The sequence below is a fragment of the Acetobacteraceae bacterium genome (genome assembly GCA_004843165.1).
GTDB lineage: Bacteria > Pseudomonadota > Alphaproteobacteria > Acetobacterales > Acetobacteraceae.
On sequence record CP039459.1, the window covers coordinates 437,501 to 454,286 of the forward strand.

Here is a 16,786-nt window from a genome sequence, read left to right on the forward strand (position 1 = left end):
GGGTTTCTTTCAAATATTCTCAATTCGCATATAACGCCTCCCCTCCTCCGCTGAAGATAGAATTGCTATAACGTAACCCTATTCAGGAAATTAAAAATCTCTTTTAAAACAAAGCTTTCTAAAAAGGTTCAATATGAATTTTCGCTTTTTAACCCCTATATTTTCTCTGTTGCTTTTCAGTTTTTCTCTTATACCCGTGATTTCCAAAGCTGAGCCCCCTCGCCTAATTATTGAAGATAATGACTTTTTGGGTCCAGGCGGTTCAGATCAGCAATCTGTCATTCCCCTCCTCTTTAACCCTCAGGTTAAAGTCTTAGGCTTTACCGTTGTTACGGGAGACGGCTGGGAAAATGCAGAATCTGCACATCTCAGACGATTTCTTGAAATTATTGGAAAATCAGAAATTCCTGTCGCCGATGGTGCGGTTTATCCGCTGATTAATAGTGTTTCTTTAATGCGTCTTCGTGAAAAACAATTTGGTACGACTCCCTGGAAGGGGGCTTGGGGTGCGCTTGGATCAATCGAAAAAATCCCCTCTGAACAGCCTGCTCTGCCTGTTTTAAAAGAAGGTTCTCCGCATACGCCGGCAAGTTCTGAAAATGCCGCGGCCTTTTTGATTAAACAAGTTCATGCCCACCCGCATCAAGTGACGATTGTTGCGGCAGGCCCGATGACCAATCTTGCCTTAGCTATTCGGCTTGACCCTACTTTTGCGGAAACAGCAAAAGAACTTATCTTTATGGGGGCGCTTTTAGATACCAGCATGCGTTCCGTCACAGGCAATGTGGATTTTGCTTCTGATTTTAATATGATTTTTGATCCAGAGGCGGCACATATTACCTTAACGGCCCCCTGGAAAAAAATCACGGCTGTTGGCAATGTCTCCAATGATTTAATGATGACACGGGCTTATCTGAAAAAGATTCAACGCAAACAGACTCCTATGACCCGCTATCTCGGTCAATATTATGACCCACTGCCAATGTGGGATGAAATGGCCACCGCTATCGCGGCAGATCCAACCCTCATTAAAAATTCTTTAGATGCTTATATGGATGTCGATATTTCCAAAGGGATTCATTATGGCCATGCCATTATCTGGCCTGATTCCACAACACCAAAAGAAATTGGAGTTCATAAAGTGAAAATCGTAACCTCCATTGAGGCAGACCGCTTTTTAAAAACTTTCCTGCGAGAAGCGCAAAGCGATATTCACACAATAGGCGACGAAAAATCACTGCAAAAATAAAAAGAGATTTTTGTCTTTTCCTAAAATAACGATAGTGGAAAGCCTCCCTTGCTTTGAAATTTCATTTTTAATCGCAAGGGAGGTTTTTCTTTTTCAATCATTTTACCGATGTCTTGCCCAAATCCATAGGTTTTTGAACAAAATCAAGACTAAGGCCATTGGTGCAATAGCGCAGGCCTGTCGGTTGCGGGCCATCTGGAAAAAGATGCCCTAAATGCCCATGACATTTCGCACAAGTAATTTCCGTACGACGCATCCCAAGACTTGTATCCTCTTTCTTCTCGACCGCCCCTGCCACCTCTTCGTAAAAAGATGGCCAGCCGCATCCGCTTTCATATTTCTGAGTCGAATAAAAAAGCACTGCGCCACATCCAGCGCAATGATACGCCCCCTCCCTTTTCTCATGGATCAAACAACTTGAATATGGCGGTTCTGTCCCTCTTTCTTTGAGAATATATGCTTGCGCCGGCGATAGTCTTTTGTCTAAGCTTTGGATCATCCCAAAGCTTCTTTTTCTGCCTTTAAAGCTATTTGAGCCGCTGGGAGTGCAAAGACTTTTTCTTTAAGCTCTTTGGCTTTTGGATACGGGGAAAGATCGATTTTAGCCTTTTCCGACCAGCTTAAAATGACCGCTGCATATGCATCTGCCTGTGTAAATTCCCGACCTAGCCAAAATCCTTTTTCCGGCAACCAATTTTCCAATTCCCGAAGACGTCTGTCCGCCTTTTGATAAAAACCGGTAAGCTGTGCGGCTTCCAAACCGACTTTTTCCGGATGAAGCAGAGGACTGTAAGCAGCATGTAAATCACTGCAAAAGCTCAAGGCCTCATCCAATCTTGCCCGTTTTAAACTGCCTTTATCGGGGCTCAAAGCTGAGAGGCCGGAAAGATCGCCGATATAAAGTAAAATCGCATGATTTTGCGTTAAAATACTCTTTCGACTCTCTTCTTCCACTTCCAATGCCGGCACGGCTCCCCGTGGATTGATTTTGTAATAATCTGCACCATTCTCTGTCTGATGGGTGTTAAGATCCACTTGAATAGCCGCATAAACCAAGCCTGTTTTTTCTTTAACATACGCTAAAAGAATATGATCAGCCAAAGAGCAGGCGCCAGATTTATAATAAAGGGTTAAACAACTCATAATTTTATTCTTCCTTACGGTTTTTTCGATTTTGAATTAAATGTTCCACCACCGAAGGATCTGACAAAGTTGAAAGATCTCCAAGCGTTTCAAAGTCATCACCTGCAATTTTCCTTAAAATACGGCGCATGATTTTTCCCGATCGGGTCTTAGGTAACGAAAAGGCAAAATGTATTTGATCCGGTGCTGCAATCGGGCTGATTTCCCGGCGCACATGTTTCACAAGCTCTTGATGGAGAGCCTCTCCTTGCTTGCTCTCATCGCTAAGAATGACATAACAATAAATTCCCTGCCCTTTTATAGAATGCGGATAACCAACCACAGCAGCCTCTGAAACAAGCGGGTGCGAAACAAGCGCCGATTCAATTTCGGCCGTACCAAGACGGTGACCTGAAATATTTAGAACATCATCTACCCTGCCAGTAATCCAATAATCGCCGTCCTCATCCCGTCGACAGCCATCCCCTGTAAAATATTTACCTTTGTAAAGAGAAAAATAATTTTCAATAAATAATTTATGATTGCCGTAAAGGGTGCGCATTTGTCCGGGCCAGCTTTCCGCAATACATAAATTGCCTTCTCCTGCCCCTTCAATAATGTTTCCTTCTGTATCCACAAGCTCTGGCTTAACCCCGAAAAAGGGACGTGTTGCTGAACCGGGCTTTAGATCTGTAACGCCCGGCAAAGGTGTAATAAGAATGCCACCAGTTTCGGTCTGCCACCATGTATCTACAATCGGGCATTTTTCTTGCCCAACCTCTCTATAAAACCACTCCCATGTTTGCGGATCTGTCGGCTCTCCAACAAGTCCCAAAAGACGGAGTGAAGGACATTGAATGGCCTGATGGGAGATACCGGCCATCAATGAACGAATGGCTGTGGGAGAGGTATAAAAAATATTTACATGATGTTTATTGATAATTTCCCAAAAACGCTCTTTGTTAGGAAAAGTTGGAATCCCTTCAAAAAGAAGGCTTGTTGCCCTATTCGCAAGCGGGCCATAAACAATATAAGAATGGCCTGTTATCCAGCCAATATCCGCTGTACACCAATAAATCTCACCCTCATGATAATCAAAAACATATTTATGCGTCACTGCAGCATAAACTAAATACCCACCTGTTGTGTGTAAAACCCCTTTAGGCTTTCCCGTTGATCCAGAAGTATAGAGAATAAAAAGAGGATCTTCCGCTTTCATCTTTTCCGGTGGGCATTCTGCCGCAACGGTTTGAACCTCTTCATGGTACCAAAAATCACGTTCCGGCACCCAACCGATTTTTCCACCTGTCCGTCTAACGACCAGCACTTTTTCCACGGCAACATTTTGGCTGGCGGCAAGATCAATCGCCATATCCAAATGATCTTTCATCGGAATGATTTTACCGCCCCGCATCCCCTCATCACAAGTAATGACATAAGTGGATTGACAGTCAACAATACGCCCTGCCAAAGCCTCTGCTGAAAATCCGCCAAAAACAACCGAATGCACAGCGCCAATCCGTGCGCATGCCAGCATGGCATAAGTCGCCTCTAAAATCATTGGCATATAAATTGTAACGCGGTCGCCTTTTTTTACCCCGTGTTTTTTCAAAACATTCGAGAGGCGACAAACATGCGTATAGAGATTCTGATAGGTAATTTTTTTATTCGAAGAAGGATTATCCTCCTCCCAAATAAGGGCGACTTGATCGCCAAATTTTTCTAAATGCCTGTCAATACAGTTCCAGGCCACATTTGTTACGCCATCTTCGAACCATTTAATCGACACATCACCTTGAAAAGAAGCATTTTTAACTTTCGTATAAGGCTTAAACCAATCAATAATTAAACCTTGTTGTCCCCAAAAAATTTCTGGATTTTTAAGACTTTCCAGATACCATTTTTCGTAGGTCTCTCGATCTATCAAGGATTTGTTTTTCGCTGATTTTAAAACGGGAAAAATTTTTTCAGACATTAAATCATATCCTTTCTGCCAAGAGTGTCGGAATGACTCTTGCAGATCCTTTTTGACCTCAGAAATTAGGAGGGTCATCCCTATCCAACATCTCAATGAAGAGGTGGAAATATTCTCTTTTTTAACATATTTTTGCCACTTTCAAAATGAATTTCCTTCAACATAAAGAAGCGCTTAACTTTTCCTAAAAGTACGAAATGAAGAGATTCATTTTACCTTCAGTGACAAAGTCCAGCAAAGCTTGATGAGAGATAAATTTCAAAAAAAGCCTCGCAAAAAATAATGCGAGGCTTCCCTTCTTTTAAAAATAAAATTGACCTAGAAAATCACGCCATGCCACCTGTAGATTCCCAAATTTGCGCTGTTGCATAGCTGCTTTCGGCGCTAGCCAATGTCACATAAAGCGGTACAATTTCTACCGGCTGTCCAGGGCGTTTATACGGAATATCTGAACCAAATGTACTGACGACATCCGCAGGCTGTGCGCCTGTTGTTTCCAGCGGTGTCCAAAATGGGCCCGGTGCAACAGCATTGACTCGAATACCACGAGGAACAAGCTGTTTTCCTAAAGAACGTGTCATCGCAGAAATAGCGGCTTTGGTTGCCGCATAATCCACAAGGCCAGCACTTGGTCTATAGGCCTGAACAGAGGTTGTATTTACAATAGAACTGCCCGGTTTCATCAAAGCAACCGCCGCTTTGGTAAGCCATAACAAAGCATAGACATTTGTTTTGAATGTCTGATCAATTTGATCTGTCGTAAGATTTAATAAATCATCTTCAAAATGCTGATAGCCTGCATTATTGACTAAACAATCCAATCCGCCGAGCTGTGTCTGTGCATCTGCGGCCAATCTCTGACAAAATTTTTCATCCCGCAAATCCCCCGGCAACGCAATCGCCTTACGTCCCTCTTTTTTAATCAACGCAATCACTTCTTTTGCATCAGATTCCTCTTGAGGAAGATAATTGATAGCGACATCCGCCCCCTCCCTAGCAAATGCAATCGCCACAGCACGACCAATCCCTGAATCGCCACCTGTGATTAACGCATGACGGCCTTTCAAACGGCCGGAACCAATATAAGATTTTTCGCCACAATCCGGTGTCGGGTGCATTTTAGACTGCAGACCGGGCCAGCTCTGCAAAGATTGATGGAAAGGTGCAGAAGGATACGCCTTTACGGGATCCGCAAGAGATACTGACTGACGCTCCTTAGCCGTAGCAAAAGAACGGCGTGGCACAGCCTCCGCCGCCAAGGCCGCAGCGCCCAGCGTTGCGCCCGTTAAAAGAGTTCGGCGTGTCGGGAAATCATTTTGTTTCGTAGATTCTGACATTTTTCCTCCTAAATCTCAAAGTAGATGCTTTAAGAATTTTTAGCGTAACACGACAACTCTCAAGACCCCCAAGCTTTTCCCTAAAAAAAGCCCCTTTCTCTATAAAGGGGCCTTTTATTCAAAATCTTATTTTTCCTGCGCAATCAAACTTATAGGAATCAATCCGCTGGCCAAAATATGATCGTGAAATTTTTGCAAAGAAAATTTATCACCAAGGCGTTTTTTCTCCGCATCCCGATAATCTTGAATCTGAAGCTTTCCTAAGAGATAGGAGTAATATCCCGGATCAACCGTTCCTCTTCTGGCTTCTTTATACGCCATGCTTGGAGATTGATAGCAGGCATTTTGCATCAAATCGGTTGCCTGTTTCAGCGTGATTTTACCCGTATGCATTTCCAAAGAGGCTAAGAAGCGACAATCCCGTAACAAAGCATCTGTTGCCACCATCAAGCGATATTCCGGCTTTGCGGCATGGAAGCCCTCATCAAGCATCATTTGCTCGGTATAATGTGCCCATCCTTCAGTGGTTGCATAAGAATGTCCTGCTTTGCGAGTCAAAGACCATTCGGGATGACTATGCAAATAAAGCCCTTGGACAAAATGCCCCGGCATGGCCTCATGCACTGTAATATTAAGCATCGTTGGCGTATTGAGATCTTCAATATCCTGTTTTTGTTTTTCCTCTGGATCTTTCGGGTTCGGTGCCGTCACATAATAATAGGAAGCCGTTGCTTTTGTTTCAAAGGCTCCCGGCCATCCCATTGCCGCCGTAATTAACGAGCGCTCAAAGGGCAAGGTTGGCGTGACTGTAGGAACAGTTTCTGCCGGCAATGTCGCAATTTTATGGGATAAGACATAAGATTGCGCTTCTTTAATCTGTGTCGCAGCAAGATCAAGAAGCTTATCCCCTGCCACATGATCTTTCCGAACGATGGAAAGCGCTTTGGCAGGATCTTTTGGCGAAATCTGTTTCTCCGCTGCATGAAGGCTGGCTTGGTCTTTTTTAAGCTGTGCTTCGCCCTTTTTAATCAGATCCTCAATAGAAGTCGTTGTCAGATCACTTGCCAGCAAAGCCTCAAGGTTTTTACGCCCTAAAATATAAGAGCCGGAAGGCTTTATCTTTTCAATCTGTTGACGATATTTTGCGAGCGCTTTTAAAGCTGTTTCCGTTGATTTCTTGAACTGTTTTTGCAAAACAGGGTCTTTGACAGAAGCAAAAGCCAAGGGCACATCGTTTTTGACAAAGCTTTCTGCCCCATCTAGATCCTCTTTGGAGATTTCCAGATAAATGGCAGGGACTTTTGCGAGTTTTTTTTCAGCGCTTTGGAAGAATTTCTTGAACGCATATTCCCGTGCAATAACGTCCTTCATGCGCTCTTCTATCGGGGCGAAATCACGGCTAATCAAGCTATCTAAAGAAGCAGTTGCAATTTGCGTATAACTATCGGGATTGTGGATTTGAGGCTGGATTTTCTCCAATAAAAGCAGTTGGCCCTCCAAATCGTGCAACAGAATCTGGCGATCATCTTCTCTTAATTTTTGATCTGCTGGTATTTTCAGACGTGCCAAAGCCCTGCAGGTTGCTTTAAGCTGTCGAATGGCTTTTTTATCGGCTTTTGCAGAAGAATCATCGAGCAAAGCGTCTAAATTGCGTCCCTCAAGCGTATGCACCCCATCAGATGTGGCAGAGACGGGACTATTGAGCCAGTGCCACTGGAAATAATCTTTTTCAATTTGGGCAAAAGCATCGAGTTGCTTTTGCGCCTTACGAGACTCAGCCTGCGCCATATTTGAAAAAATGACACCCCCTACCAGCATTAGCGCCATAGAAGTCGAAGCCATTAAAGAGAAAAGATTTGAAGGCATTTTTAACATAAAAAAATCTTTCATTTTAATTTTACATGAATTTTGCCGTATGATTTTTATTTGTTATTTTCTAAAGAAATAGGCTCATCTCCATGAAATACCCAATCCTCTAAACGCACCCTTAAATACTCCAACCATTCTAAGGCGCTTATCTGACTTCCTTGGTAAGCAAACTCATTGCCTAAAGCGGTTAAAAAAGACTCCGCCTCTTTGCTTGTTGGATTTGTTTTGAGATAATGTGTGATGTCATTTAAAAGACTTTGAACGGTTTCTGCCTTTTCTTCAAAGCAGAATTCCGCCATTACACTCAGAGGATTAGAAGAATCCTCTGAATCATCGTTAAAAAAATCCTCATCATAATAAGCCGACATTAAACGAGATAAAGTCGGATATTTTTGACGTAACGGGGCATCTTGTTCTAAAACTTTATCCGATACAGGGTGCGCATTATAAAAAGCAATCCCTAAAGGCGTTTTATCGCTGGGGCTAACAAGAACCTTTACGGTTTTAACCTCTTCTATTTCAGGTTTCTGATGACTCCAAGCAATCTTACCGATCGTTTTAGGGAATTTTCCGAATAAGCTGGCTTTGGGATAATTTTGTTTTTTAACCTCTTTAATCGCCTCTGCCTGCTGCTCTAAAACCGCCAGGACACTCTGTTGATAATCCTCTTCGGTTTCAAAGGCACTGGCACTTTGACGTTGGCAAACTAAAAGAGGCCATTCACGATCATAAGCATTTAAGACAGGCATCCAGATAAGTTGCTTTCGTGTAAGCTGAAAAACAGGTTTTTTCTTGCTAAAAAATTTCATTTTTATCCCCCAGTTCTTTTACATTTTATGTTCTATCTTCTTTGAAGAAGACTCTGTTTTTGAGGAAAAAGCAAGGAAATTAGAGACGTATAAAATAAGAAATTATTGCTTCCCCGTTATTTGAAGTGCAAAATATTCAACCCAAGAAAAAACTGTTTGAAAACGACGCCCTTGCGTGCTTTCTGCCTCAACACCACAATACTTAAAACGCCCAAAAAGTTCTGAGAATTCACACGCGCCATCATATAAAATATAATGCAAGACATAATGAAAAAGCCCTTAGAAAACTCTGAGGGCTTTTCTTTTTCAACTTAATGATTTTTCGCTAAAATCGGTAAGGCTGAAAGTGCCGCCGGATTATCTGAATAAGCATAAGGAACGACCATTAAATTTGTTTTTGATGTATGCGATGCGGTGACGACCATATCTGTATCCATCGCCTTGAGCATCAAAGATAAAATCTGTTCCTCTGAGGCGTTTGGCATCCCTTTTTGCATCAAGGTGTAACTTTCCTCTAATCCTTGTGCGATTGCCTTACGCTGCTCCGAAAGTCCCTCCCCTTGAAGTTTTTTACTTTCCTTTTCAGCCTGCGCAATGCCAACAAGCTCGATCCGCTTCGCTTCTGCTTTGGCTGTTGCGGCCTTTTTTAAAGCCTCAGCGGCAACCTCCTGATTCATCGCCTCAGCAACCTCTTTGGGCGGCTCTGGCTGTTCAATCAAAACATTGCTTAAAACCATGCCCATTGCGGCAGCTTTGAGTTCGATATCTTTTAGAATGAGTTGGCCGACATGATCTTTTCTTGAGTAAAGCTGCTCTAAGGTCATTTCAGAAACGATTTGACGCAAATCATTCTCTGTCTGCCACAAAAGCTGCTGTAACGGATTTTCGTTTGCATAAACGAATTTCATCGCTTCGGAAACTTTCCAAATGGCAACCCATCCGATTTTAACGAAAACATTATCTTTTGTTTTAACTTCAGAAGTTTCAGCATTTTGCTGTTCTCTTAAATCCACTTTTTTGCGAATAACAGAAAAAGGAATGAGAAGATGCAAACCCGAATACCAAGGCTGTCTCAGCGGACGACCTAAAAACTCAATCACCCATGCCTCCATTCCCGGCACAATTCTCAAGAACGGCAAAGCGCAGAAGACAATGAGAATAAGAACAGCACAGAGAATACCGAAAAACATTTTTACTCTTTCCTTAAATTTCTATCACAACCTTCTTTTCAAACGACAAAAAAAGATGTCGTCACAAAAAGAATTATACTCTGTTTAAAATAATATTTACGACATCAAAACAATGCATTTCATACACGCCAAAAGGATATGGCGCTCCTTTTTCAGGACAACCAATACTACTTTCACTCACCCAATCGCTAAAACACATAAAGCGATCTGTTTTTCTGATCCTTTTAAAAAGATCTTTATAGATGCTCACACGATAGCATTCAGGAAACTTGCAAACCTACCCCGCAGAAAATTGGTAAATTATTTGGAATCCATTCTGTTATGAATGGATATTTTCCTGCCAAAAAATCAATATAATATGCCTTATTCCAAAGATTATTTTTTCTGTAATAAAAGCACCTGAACATGCTGAGAGACAGGCTGCGGATCGTTTTCAAGCTGTTCATATAGCTTTTGCTCAAAAACATGTTTAAATTTTTGGAGATTTTCGACTGTCTGTTCTTTTTGAAAAAACGCAAAACACATTTCCAAATTTCCTACAAACGTCATCATGAAAAAATCTGTGTGTCTTCTAGCCGCAGAAAATTTTCGAGATTCTTCTGAAAGGCAATTCTCTTCTAGCAAAGAGGAACTCTGAAAATATCTCACTTTAAAAAGATCCAAAAGTGCTTTTTCCTTAAACGGTGCTAAAATCTCTTCATCGCTTCGAGGGTATACCGCCACACGGGGAAAATCAGGCGAATTTAAATCAATCTTCCAGTCTGTCGCCATCTCTTTCAAGACCTGCCATGCTTTTTCCAAAATATGATTAAATCCTGTTTCCCAACCGTTTTGACGTCCTGGAGTTACGCAAAGGAAATATCCTTTTGGCTTTAATTCTTTCGCCCGCAAAAGTAAAAAATTTTTCCAATCTTTTTGCGCCTGTACCGTAGAATTTTTCTGAAAATCAGATCCTGGAACGCAATACGCTGCGAGCCCCTCTCCAAAACCTGAAGGACGAGCAGAAAGGAAAATACTCGCATAAGAAGACCACGCCAAATGCACGGAATTTTCAGGCATGACCTGAAAGTAAAACGATTTTCCTGAAGAAAAAACCAAAGGCTTGCTCTGATCCTCATACGCCTTAAAAATCGTTGAAAAATTATTATCTGTTTGGTCATTATAAATCACAGAAAGTATTTTTTGGGAAAAACGCTCTGTAAAAATACATAAGGCTTCCGTCACAAAAAATTTAGAATTCACGCCATCTGCGCTTCCATAATTCACGAGTAGAATAGTGTTATCTGCATTTTCAATCTCTACGTCTGATGCAGCCTGCTTGAAAATTGGCAACGCTACACGCGCACCAGAAACCTGCAAATAGGAAATTTTATAATAATCAGATCCTGTTAAACCTTGGCACATAGTAACCTCTCTAAGCTCTAAAAATAAAAAACTTTCTTCTCAAACCTACTGGAAGCCCATTTCTATACGCTAGACAAGCGAATTTTTCTTTGTCTATAATAAAGAAATTTTTATATCCAAGGGGAGTCCCGTACGGGGCTGAGATGGCATGGCGCCAGACCCTTTGAACCTGATCTGGATCATACCAGCGCAAGGGATAGGATCTTACATGTTTCTCCAATGGCCTAGGCGACGGTGGGCCTTTACGGTGCTGTTGCTGCTTTTTCACCAGATGCCCGATCTCGCTTGTGCAGATGGGCTGAAATCCACCAATGCACTCACGCATAAAGCCCCTAAAAAACGTTCCGTAAGAATAACAACCAAAGCGCCACCTCCTAAGCCTGAGCATTTTCGGATTGCCTCGCCCCATCATGTCTCAAATGCCGGCGGCGGTTTGATTAGCACCGATAACGGCATGATGGAAAAAAGCACTTCTTCAGAAGCCTATATTAAAATTCAAAGCCCCACGGAAAATGCTTTTCAGCTTATTGAACTTCAGCCCGGCGCAAATGTCTCAAGTTCTGATCCTTCCGGTCTTTCTTGGCAGACAGATATTTCTGTTCGAGGCATTCAAGGTTCCGATCTTGGTTATCTTTTAGAAGGTATGCCTGTCGGAGATGCCGCCTATGGCGGTGGAACGCCTTCGCAATGGGCAGATTCTGAAAATTATAAATCCGTCACCCTTAACCAAGAGGGCGGAGAAATTGACGATCCCCTTCTCCAAGCGGCTGGCGGCGTTTTAAGTATGAATTACATCAACCCGGCAAGAAAGGCCGGGGTTAAAGTCGGTTTTACCTATGGCACTTTTAATACGGACAAAGAATTTGTGCGCCTCGATACTGGCGTTTTAGGTGCAACAAAGATCCGTGCTTTTGCCTCTTATTCCTATACGCAATCCAATCAATGGCGGGGGCCTGGACAAAATATACGCAACCATGTTGATTTTAAGGCCATTCGCCCTTTTGGAGATAATGATAAAAACGCAGCATCCGTTGTGATGTCGTTTAACCGTGCCGATATTGCCTATTATCCAAAAGTAAATCTCTCTCAATGGGAAAGTGAAGGAAAAGAAGCTGGCCTGCTTGCCCCTCATTTTGATCCTCAAAATGCGGTTGGCGGATCAAATTATTACCCGCTTTACCGCTCCCCCTTTCAAACGATTTATGCCGGCGCACCCATCAATTACCAGTTTACCCCCCATTTAAGCTTTAAGGCTGAGCCTTATGGCCAGTATATTTTCGGGAATGGCCCGACAGGGGATCAATTTCTGACCAGCGGAAATTACTCAGGTTATGAACAGCCCATTCCCGGCAGTTTTAACCCGCCTGTGGATAATGACGGCTGGGGAACCTATCGTGATAATTACAGTCAAAAAACCACACGGGACGGCGTTACGCTAACGCTTAAACATGATTTAAAATGGAATCATTTCACTCTGGGCTACTGGTATGACCATGTAACAGACAGTGAAAAAATGAATTATGTGCCGGTTCAGCAAAATGGCTATGCGCCAAATATTTGGGGAGATAATCCTGCAACCATGCTGCATCTTCCAAATGGGCAAGTTTGGAATACCATTAATATGTATTCCGTGACACACAGCAATTCTGCCTATGTAGAGGATCGTATTGAATTGCCAAGGGGATTTACACTCATGGGCGGTTTTAAAGAAGTGATTGAATCCATTGACCCGCATAATCTTGTGCCCGGCCCGCAAAAATCAGGCCGAAATACCTATGCTATTCCATTGCCACGTGCCGGTTTTCTCTGGAAACTTGGGGCGCACGACCAGATTTTCGGTAATGGCGTTACCAATTTCAGAACGCCTTCCGTCACGGCTTATTATGACACTTATAATTTAACCAATTACGGTGATCCCAACGGGCTTGGCGGTATTTCAGGCTATGGGGCGCAAAATCTGAAGAATGAATACGCTATTAATGAAGAGTTTGGGTGGCGGCATACAGGACGCTATGTGATTACTTCGCTGACCTTTTTTAATTATAATTTTACAAACCGCCTGATTTCGAGTGTCAATGACCGCAACATTCAAACCACCATCAATGCCGGCGGACAGACCTCAAGAGGGGTCGATGGTGCCATTGGCTTTAAACCGGTTCGTGGCTTCTCTCCCTATTTAAGCTTTGAATATTTGGACGCTGTGAATAATAATGATCTCCCGGTCGATGGAACGTATCTCCCAACCAAAGGCAAAAAAGCGATCGAAGCCCCTGAATTTTCCGGAAGCATCGGCCTCAGATATGACTGGCATGGCTTTTTCAGCATGATTACAGCCCATTATAAAGGGCCTCAATATTCAACCTTTATGAATGATGAATCTATTCCGGGCTATGCCACGGCAGAACTTGCCTTTGGCTATCATGGGAAAGATTTTGGCCCTGTCAAAGCCCCAAGCTGGCGTTTGAATTTCAACAACCTCTCCAACCAAACTTATCTCTCCGGTGTCGGTACCCCAACCTTTAACGCCAAAGATACAAGGGCTGTAAACGGCACCATTATCCAAGGACAAAGCCCTAAATATTATATTGACGGCGGTTTCGGCGTAACCGGAAGTTTAAGCGCCGGTTTTTAATTTTCCAAAGGAAACCCCAAATGCAAAAAATCCATTTTTTAACATCATTCTGCCTCGTGGCGCTCTGCCTTCCCAGCCTCTCTTTTGCCGCTAAGGCACACCAGAAATTCTCGGATGAAGCTTGGCAAAAAATTGCGCCCATTTACGAGAAAATTCGTCAACATCCTTTTAATCAGGAATTAGAAAAAGGCACACTCGATAAAAAGAAATTCGATTTTTATGCCTCTCAAGATACGCAATTTGTTGAAGATTACACCAAAGCCTTAGCCACTCTGGCCACAAAATTGGATAATCCAAAATCTATGGATAAAATTTTAGAATTTACCAGAACGGCACTTTCTGAAGCGACATTTGAGGTCAAGGGCGACTGGCTGCCTCAAAAAACACGCAATCCTGCGCCGGCAACCTTGCTATATACCAACTTCACGCTGGCAACGGCAGCCTATAAAAGCCGTGAGGAGTTAGCCGCAGCCCTGCTCCCCTGTTTTTGGATTTATGCACATCTTGGCAATGAGATTGCGCAAAAGGCAATTCTTCCCAATCCTTATGAAAAATGGATCCATTTTTACAGCAATACCAATAAGGAACGTCCACTGACGGAAGAGAATATTGCCAATGGCCTCATTGACATCACCGATCAGCTCGCTGAAAAAGCAACGCCTGAAACACGCCAGAAAATGCTAGATGCCTTTGTCTTAGCCTCCAGAATGGAGCTTAATTTCTGGGATGCCGCTTACAAACTCGAAAATTGGCAATAACGCCCCTTCTTTCACCCCTCTTTTAAGGAAACTTTTACAATGAAATCCAAATCTTTTTCGCTCTTTTTCTCTCTTACCTTGCTCTTACCTAGCCTTTCTTTTGCGGCCGTCCCACAGAAAAAATTCTCAGATGAAGCTTGGCAAAAAATTGCCCCCATTTACGAAAAAATTCGTCAACATCCTTTTAATCAGGAATTAGAAAAAGGCACGCTTGATAAAAAGAAATTCGATTTCTATGCGGCCCAAGATGCCTATTATCTCAAAGATTATGCGAAAAGCTTTGAAATACTTGCGGCAAAGCTTGAAAATCCGACAGATGCCGCAATTGCTTTAAAATTTGCAAATGACTCCCTCAAAGAACAACAAGATGATTGGCATCTCAAAGCCCCAATCAGTCCGGCACCGGCAACCCTGCTTTATACAAGCTTTGAACTGAGTACGGCCGCCCTAAAAACGCCGGAGGAGTTGGCGGCGACCTTACTCCCCTGCTTTTGGATTTATTCCGCTCTCGGTCAAGAATTAACCCAAAAGGCAGTTTCTCCTAATCCGTATGAAAATTGGCTCAAAGATTACCGTAATCCCGACTTTCAAAAAGCAACCGATCAAATGATTGATCTCACCAACCGCCTTGCCGCCCAAGCCAGCCCAGCCCAGCGCCAAAAAATGCTCGATGATTTCGTAACAGCCTCACGCATGGAGCTGAATTTTTGGGATGCCGCCTATAAATTAGAAAACTGGCAGTAAGTTTATTTTGAGCCTAGATAACTTTTAGCATCTTTCTAAATTCTAAAGTTATCTAGAACATTATTTTTTATTTTCTGGCTTGATGTATTTTTCAACAAGTGCCTTCATTTCTTCTTGAAAATTTTTAAATTCTTTTGGAGAAAGTCCAGGGACGAAAGGAACATTTTGTTGCTGTGAATGTTTCAGAACCTCAAAAGAATAAATAATTTTTTTTGAGCCGTTTTCTCCTTCAATTTCAAATTCATAAATACCCTCTTCTTCTAAAAAAAATACCCCTGGGTAATTTACAATAAAAATTGTACCCTGTTTCCCCGTAGGATTAAATCTAAAAGGCACACCAAGAGAAGGTTGCTGCTTTTTAGGTGTCCTTATAAAAAGTTTACCTTGAATAATTTTGTTTGAAATATTCCAAACATGTCCAATAATTGCTAAAGAAGGCAACATAAAAGGAGTTTGATTTATAACAATGCTTGGCGGCATAATACCAAGCGCACTCATCCCACCATTTTGATCGAATCTAGCTCCTGAGCACAGATGGATTGCCTTTAATTTTAATTTTTCAATCATTTTACAACTTCACTACGTCACTTACTGGTTGATTACCAGAGAGAGAAAAAACACCCTCCACGATATTATCTCCTTGGTTAGGCACTATCCCCCTTACAAAGGAAGATATGTGGTCAAAAATATTCCCACTATGCGGGTTTTCTTGATGTGAAAGCGCTGCCTCAAGTATTTGAACGACATCAGCAACTATTCTTTCATGTCCTGGCTTGACAAAAGAAATCACTATTCTTTTGTCATAGTTTCCAGCAAAAACCGCTAATGCTTTTTGACTACATGCACCTGCATCTCCTAATTTTCTAGAGACCCAAGTTGAACTTTTTCCTATTTTTTTAGCGACTTTACGTTGTGTCTTCTGAGGATCTCTTCCATAGCCCTCACGATCCATCAGATCCTTAATGGCACGATAAGATGCATCATGAAACTGCGCCAATGCATAATATGTGTTAAATTCACACTCTTTTTTTATATTTCTTCCTGATGATTCAGATAGGATAATTGTCATGTTCCGTCTCTCTCAAATATGCATACAAATCATTGCTATGAAAACAAGCACGAATATTCAATGCATTCCATGAAGCCTTTGTGAGTGTTTTTGCCAGTTCCCACTTTTTATCTACAACGTCTCGCTTTACAACCAGACACACAATGAATTTATTTGGAAAAATAAAGCGACCTAATAATCTCGTTTGATTTCTTGGAGGATTAGTTACCCGTATTTCCCAAATTTCGTCTATTTCTGGTTTCAATCTTTTTAAAAAACGTCCTTCTTCTTTCTCTTTTTTAAGCGAGGAATCACATTTTCCTCCTTCAACCCAATAATCCGCAGCATTAGCTATTTGCGCCTGAATTTGAATCTTTTCTTCCAAAAACTCGCTCCATGCCGAAGATGTAAAATATAAACTCCTTGGTGAAAAATTTATCTTAGATTTCCAAGCAATAACTTCGGTTTTTGGGCATAAAATTTCCTTTATAATGCGTGAAGTTGCGAAAATACGCAACTCCTCTCCTGAGCTGGTTTTAATAGCTTTAAGATTTTCCGAAGCACTTGTATCGTCTATATCACATACAACATTCACCTCACTCATTTTAGAAAATTCCTAGTCTTTTAAGATATAATTTCTATAAGTTAG

At 42.0% G+C, this 16,786-nt stretch carries 15 protein-coding genes and 1 riboswitch; of the genes, 4 read left to right on the top strand and 11 right to left on the bottom strand.

Annotation, left to right across the window (positions count from 1 at the left end; genetic code table 11):
- Nucleotides 1-133: 133 nt before the first annotated feature.
- Nucleotides 134-1,249: a nucleoside hydrolase gene (locus FAI41_02090; GenBank protein ID QCE32460.1), complete on the top strand. Its 1,116-nt coding sequence runs from the start codon at nucleotides 134-136 to the stop codon at nucleotides 1,247-1,249.
- A 97-nt stretch (nucleotides 1,250-1,346) separates the two neighbouring features.
- Here the strand turns inward: FAI41_02090 and msrB are convergent, their stop codons facing one another.
- The 8 genes from msrB to FAI41_02130 form a co-directional block, all read right to left on the bottom strand.
- Entirely contained in the window at nucleotides 1,347-1,748 is a 402-nt protein-coding gene (msrB, locus tag FAI41_02095) for a peptide-methionine (R)-S-oxide reductase MsrB (GenBank protein QCE32461.1), read from the bottom strand.
- Nucleotides 1,745-2,392: a glutathione S-transferase gene (locus FAI41_02100; protein QCE32462.1), complete on the bottom strand. Its 648-nt coding sequence runs from the start codon at nucleotides 2,390-2,392 to the stop codon at nucleotides 1,745-1,747. Before FAI41_02100 ends, msrB begins: the two co-directional genes overlap by 4 nt.
- A 4-nt stretch (nucleotides 2,393-2,396) precedes the next feature.
- Entirely contained in the window at nucleotides 2,397-4,346 is a 1,950-nt protein-coding gene (gene acs / locus FAI41_02105; protein ID QCE32463.1) for an acetate--CoA ligase, read from the bottom strand.
- Nucleotides 4,347-4,672: 326 nt separating this feature from the next.
- Nucleotides 4,673-5,683, bottom strand: a complete 1,011-nt coding sequence (locus FAI41_02110; GenBank protein QCE32464.1) for an SDR family oxidoreductase — start codon at nucleotides 5,681-5,683, stop codon at nucleotides 4,673-4,675.
- Between the two features lie 126 nt (nucleotides 5,684-5,809).
- Nucleotides 5,810-7,573, bottom strand: coding sequence for a DUF885 domain-containing protein (locus FAI41_02115; protein ID QCE32465.1), 1,764 nt, complete (start codon nucleotides 7,571-7,573; stop codon nucleotides 5,810-5,812).
- 32 nt (nucleotides 7,574-7,605) lie between these two features.
- Nucleotides 7,606-8,361, bottom strand: coding sequence for a hypothetical protein (locus FAI41_02120; protein ID QCE32466.1), 756 nt, complete (start codon nucleotides 8,359-8,361; stop codon nucleotides 7,606-7,608).
- A 311-nt stretch (nucleotides 8,362-8,672) separates the two neighbouring features.
- Nucleotides 8,673-9,551, bottom strand: coding sequence for a hypothetical protein (locus tag FAI41_02125; protein ID QCE32467.1), 879 nt, complete (start codon nucleotides 9,549-9,551; stop codon nucleotides 8,673-8,675).
- A gap of 375 nt (nucleotides 9,552-9,926) precedes the next feature.
- Nucleotides 9,927-10,955: a hypothetical protein gene (locus FAI41_02130; GenBank protein QCE32468.1), complete on the bottom strand. Its 1,029-nt coding sequence runs from the start codon at nucleotides 10,953-10,955 to the stop codon at nucleotides 9,927-9,929.
- A 109-nt stretch (nucleotides 10,956-11,064) separates the two neighbouring features.
- A riboswitch (TPP riboswitch) is annotated at nucleotides 11,065-11,170 on the top strand.
- On the opposite strand from FAI41_02130, the gene FAI41_02135 reads away from it, so the two are divergent.
- The 3 genes from FAI41_02135 to FAI41_02145 all read left to right on the top strand — a co-directional run bounded on the left by FAI41_02135 (nucleotide 11,164) and on the right by FAI41_02145 (nucleotide 15,089).
- Nucleotides 11,164-13,587: a TonB-dependent receptor gene (locus tag FAI41_02135; protein ID QCE32469.1), complete on the top strand. Its 2,424-nt coding sequence runs from the start codon at nucleotides 11,164-11,166 to the stop codon at nucleotides 13,585-13,587. (Overlaps the previous riboswitch by 7 nt.)
- Before the next feature lie 20 nt (nucleotides 13,588-13,607).
- On the top strand, nucleotides 13,608-14,345 hold the full coding sequence (locus FAI41_02140; protein ID QCE32470.1) for a thiaminase II: 738 nt from the start codon (nucleotides 13,608-13,610) through the stop codon (nucleotides 14,343-14,345).
- Between the two features lie 39 nt (nucleotides 14,346-14,384).
- The gene (locus FAI41_02145; protein ID QCE32471.1) at nucleotides 14,385-15,089 is read left to right on the top strand and encodes a thiaminase II; all 705 of its coding nucleotides are present in this window, start codon (nucleotides 14,385-14,387) and stop codon (nucleotides 15,087-15,089) included.
- Nucleotides 15,090-15,149: 60 nt separating this feature from the next.
- Here the strand turns inward: FAI41_02145 and FAI41_02150 are convergent, their stop codons facing one another.
- Genes FAI41_02150 through FAI41_02160 form a run of 3 tightly spaced genes read right to left on the bottom strand, consistent with a single transcriptional unit; the run spans nucleotide 15,150 to nucleotide 16,741 of the window.
- On the bottom strand, nucleotides 15,150-15,656 hold the full coding sequence (locus FAI41_02150) for a hypothetical protein (protein QCE32472.1): 507 nt from the start codon (nucleotides 15,654-15,656) through the stop codon (nucleotides 15,150-15,152).
- A gap of 1 nt (nucleotide 15,657) precedes the next feature.
- Complete coding sequence (locus FAI41_02155; GenBank protein QCE32473.1) at nucleotides 15,658-16,158, bottom strand: hypothetical protein; 501 nt, start codon at nucleotides 16,156-16,158, stop codon at nucleotides 15,658-15,660.
- Nucleotides 16,139-16,741 (bottom strand): hypothetical protein, encoded by a 603-nt coding sequence (locus FAI41_02160; GenBank protein QCE32474.1) that lies wholly within the window; start codon nucleotides 16,739-16,741, stop codon nucleotides 16,139-16,141. Before FAI41_02160 ends, FAI41_02155 begins: the two co-directional genes overlap by 20 nt.
- Between the last annotated feature and the right edge of the window lie 45 nt (nucleotides 16,742-16,786).

Excerpts from the sequence above, each read along its gene's own strand:
- FAI41_02135 (QCE32469.1), top strand. The coding sequence starts at position 11,164 with ATGTTTCTCCAATGGCCTAGGCGACGGTGGGCCTTTACGGTGCTGTTG.
- FAI41_02150 (QCE32472.1), bottom strand. The coding sequence starts at position 15,656 with ATGATTGAAAAATTAAAATTAAAGGCAATCCATCTGTGCTCAGGAGCT.
- FAI41_02160 (QCE32474.1), bottom strand. The coding sequence starts at position 16,741 with ATGAGTGAGGTGAATGTTGTATGTGATATAGACGATACAAGTGCTTCG.
- FAI41_02125 (QCE32467.1), bottom strand. The coding sequence starts at position 9,551 with ATGTTTTTCGGTATTCTCTGTGCTGTTCTTATTCTCATTGTCTTCTGC.
- acs (QCE32463.1), bottom strand. The coding sequence starts at position 4,346 with ATGTCTGAAAAAATTTTTCCCGTTTTAAAATCAGCGAAAAACAAATCC.
- FAI41_02155 (QCE32473.1), bottom strand. The coding sequence starts at position 16,158 with ATGACAATTATCCTATCTGAATCATCAGGAAGAAATATAAAAAAAGAG.
- FAI41_02115 (QCE32465.1), bottom strand. The coding sequence starts at position 7,573 with ATGAAAGATTTTTTTATGTTAAAAATGCCTTCAAATCTTTTCTCTTTA.
- FAI41_02110 (QCE32464.1), bottom strand. The coding sequence starts at position 5,683 with ATGTCAGAATCTACGAAACAAAATGATTTCCCGACACGCCGAACTCTT.
- FAI41_02130 (QCE32468.1), bottom strand. The coding sequence starts at position 10,955 with ATGTGCCAAGGTTTAACAGGATCTGATTATTATAAAATTTCCTATTTG.
- FAI41_02140 (QCE32470.1), top strand. The coding sequence starts at position 13,608 with ATGCAAAAAATCCATTTTTTAACATCATTCTGCCTCGTGGCGCTCTGC.
- msrB (QCE32461.1), bottom strand. The coding sequence starts at position 1,748 with ATGATCCAAAGCTTAGACAAAAGACTATCGCCGGCGCAAGCATATATT.
- FAI41_02120 (QCE32466.1), bottom strand. The coding sequence starts at position 8,361 with ATGAAATTTTTTAGCAAGAAAAAACCTGTTTTTCAGCTTACACGAAAG.
- FAI41_02090 (QCE32460.1), top strand. The coding sequence starts at position 134 with ATGAATTTTCGCTTTTTAACCCCTATATTTTCTCTGTTGCTTTTCAGT.
- FAI41_02100 (QCE32462.1), bottom strand. The coding sequence starts at position 2,392 with ATGAGTTGTTTAACCCTTTATTATAAATCTGGCGCCTGCTCTTTGGCT.
- FAI41_02145 (QCE32471.1), top strand. The coding sequence starts at position 14,385 with ATGAAATCCAAATCTTTTTCGCTCTTTTTCTCTCTTACCTTGCTCTTA.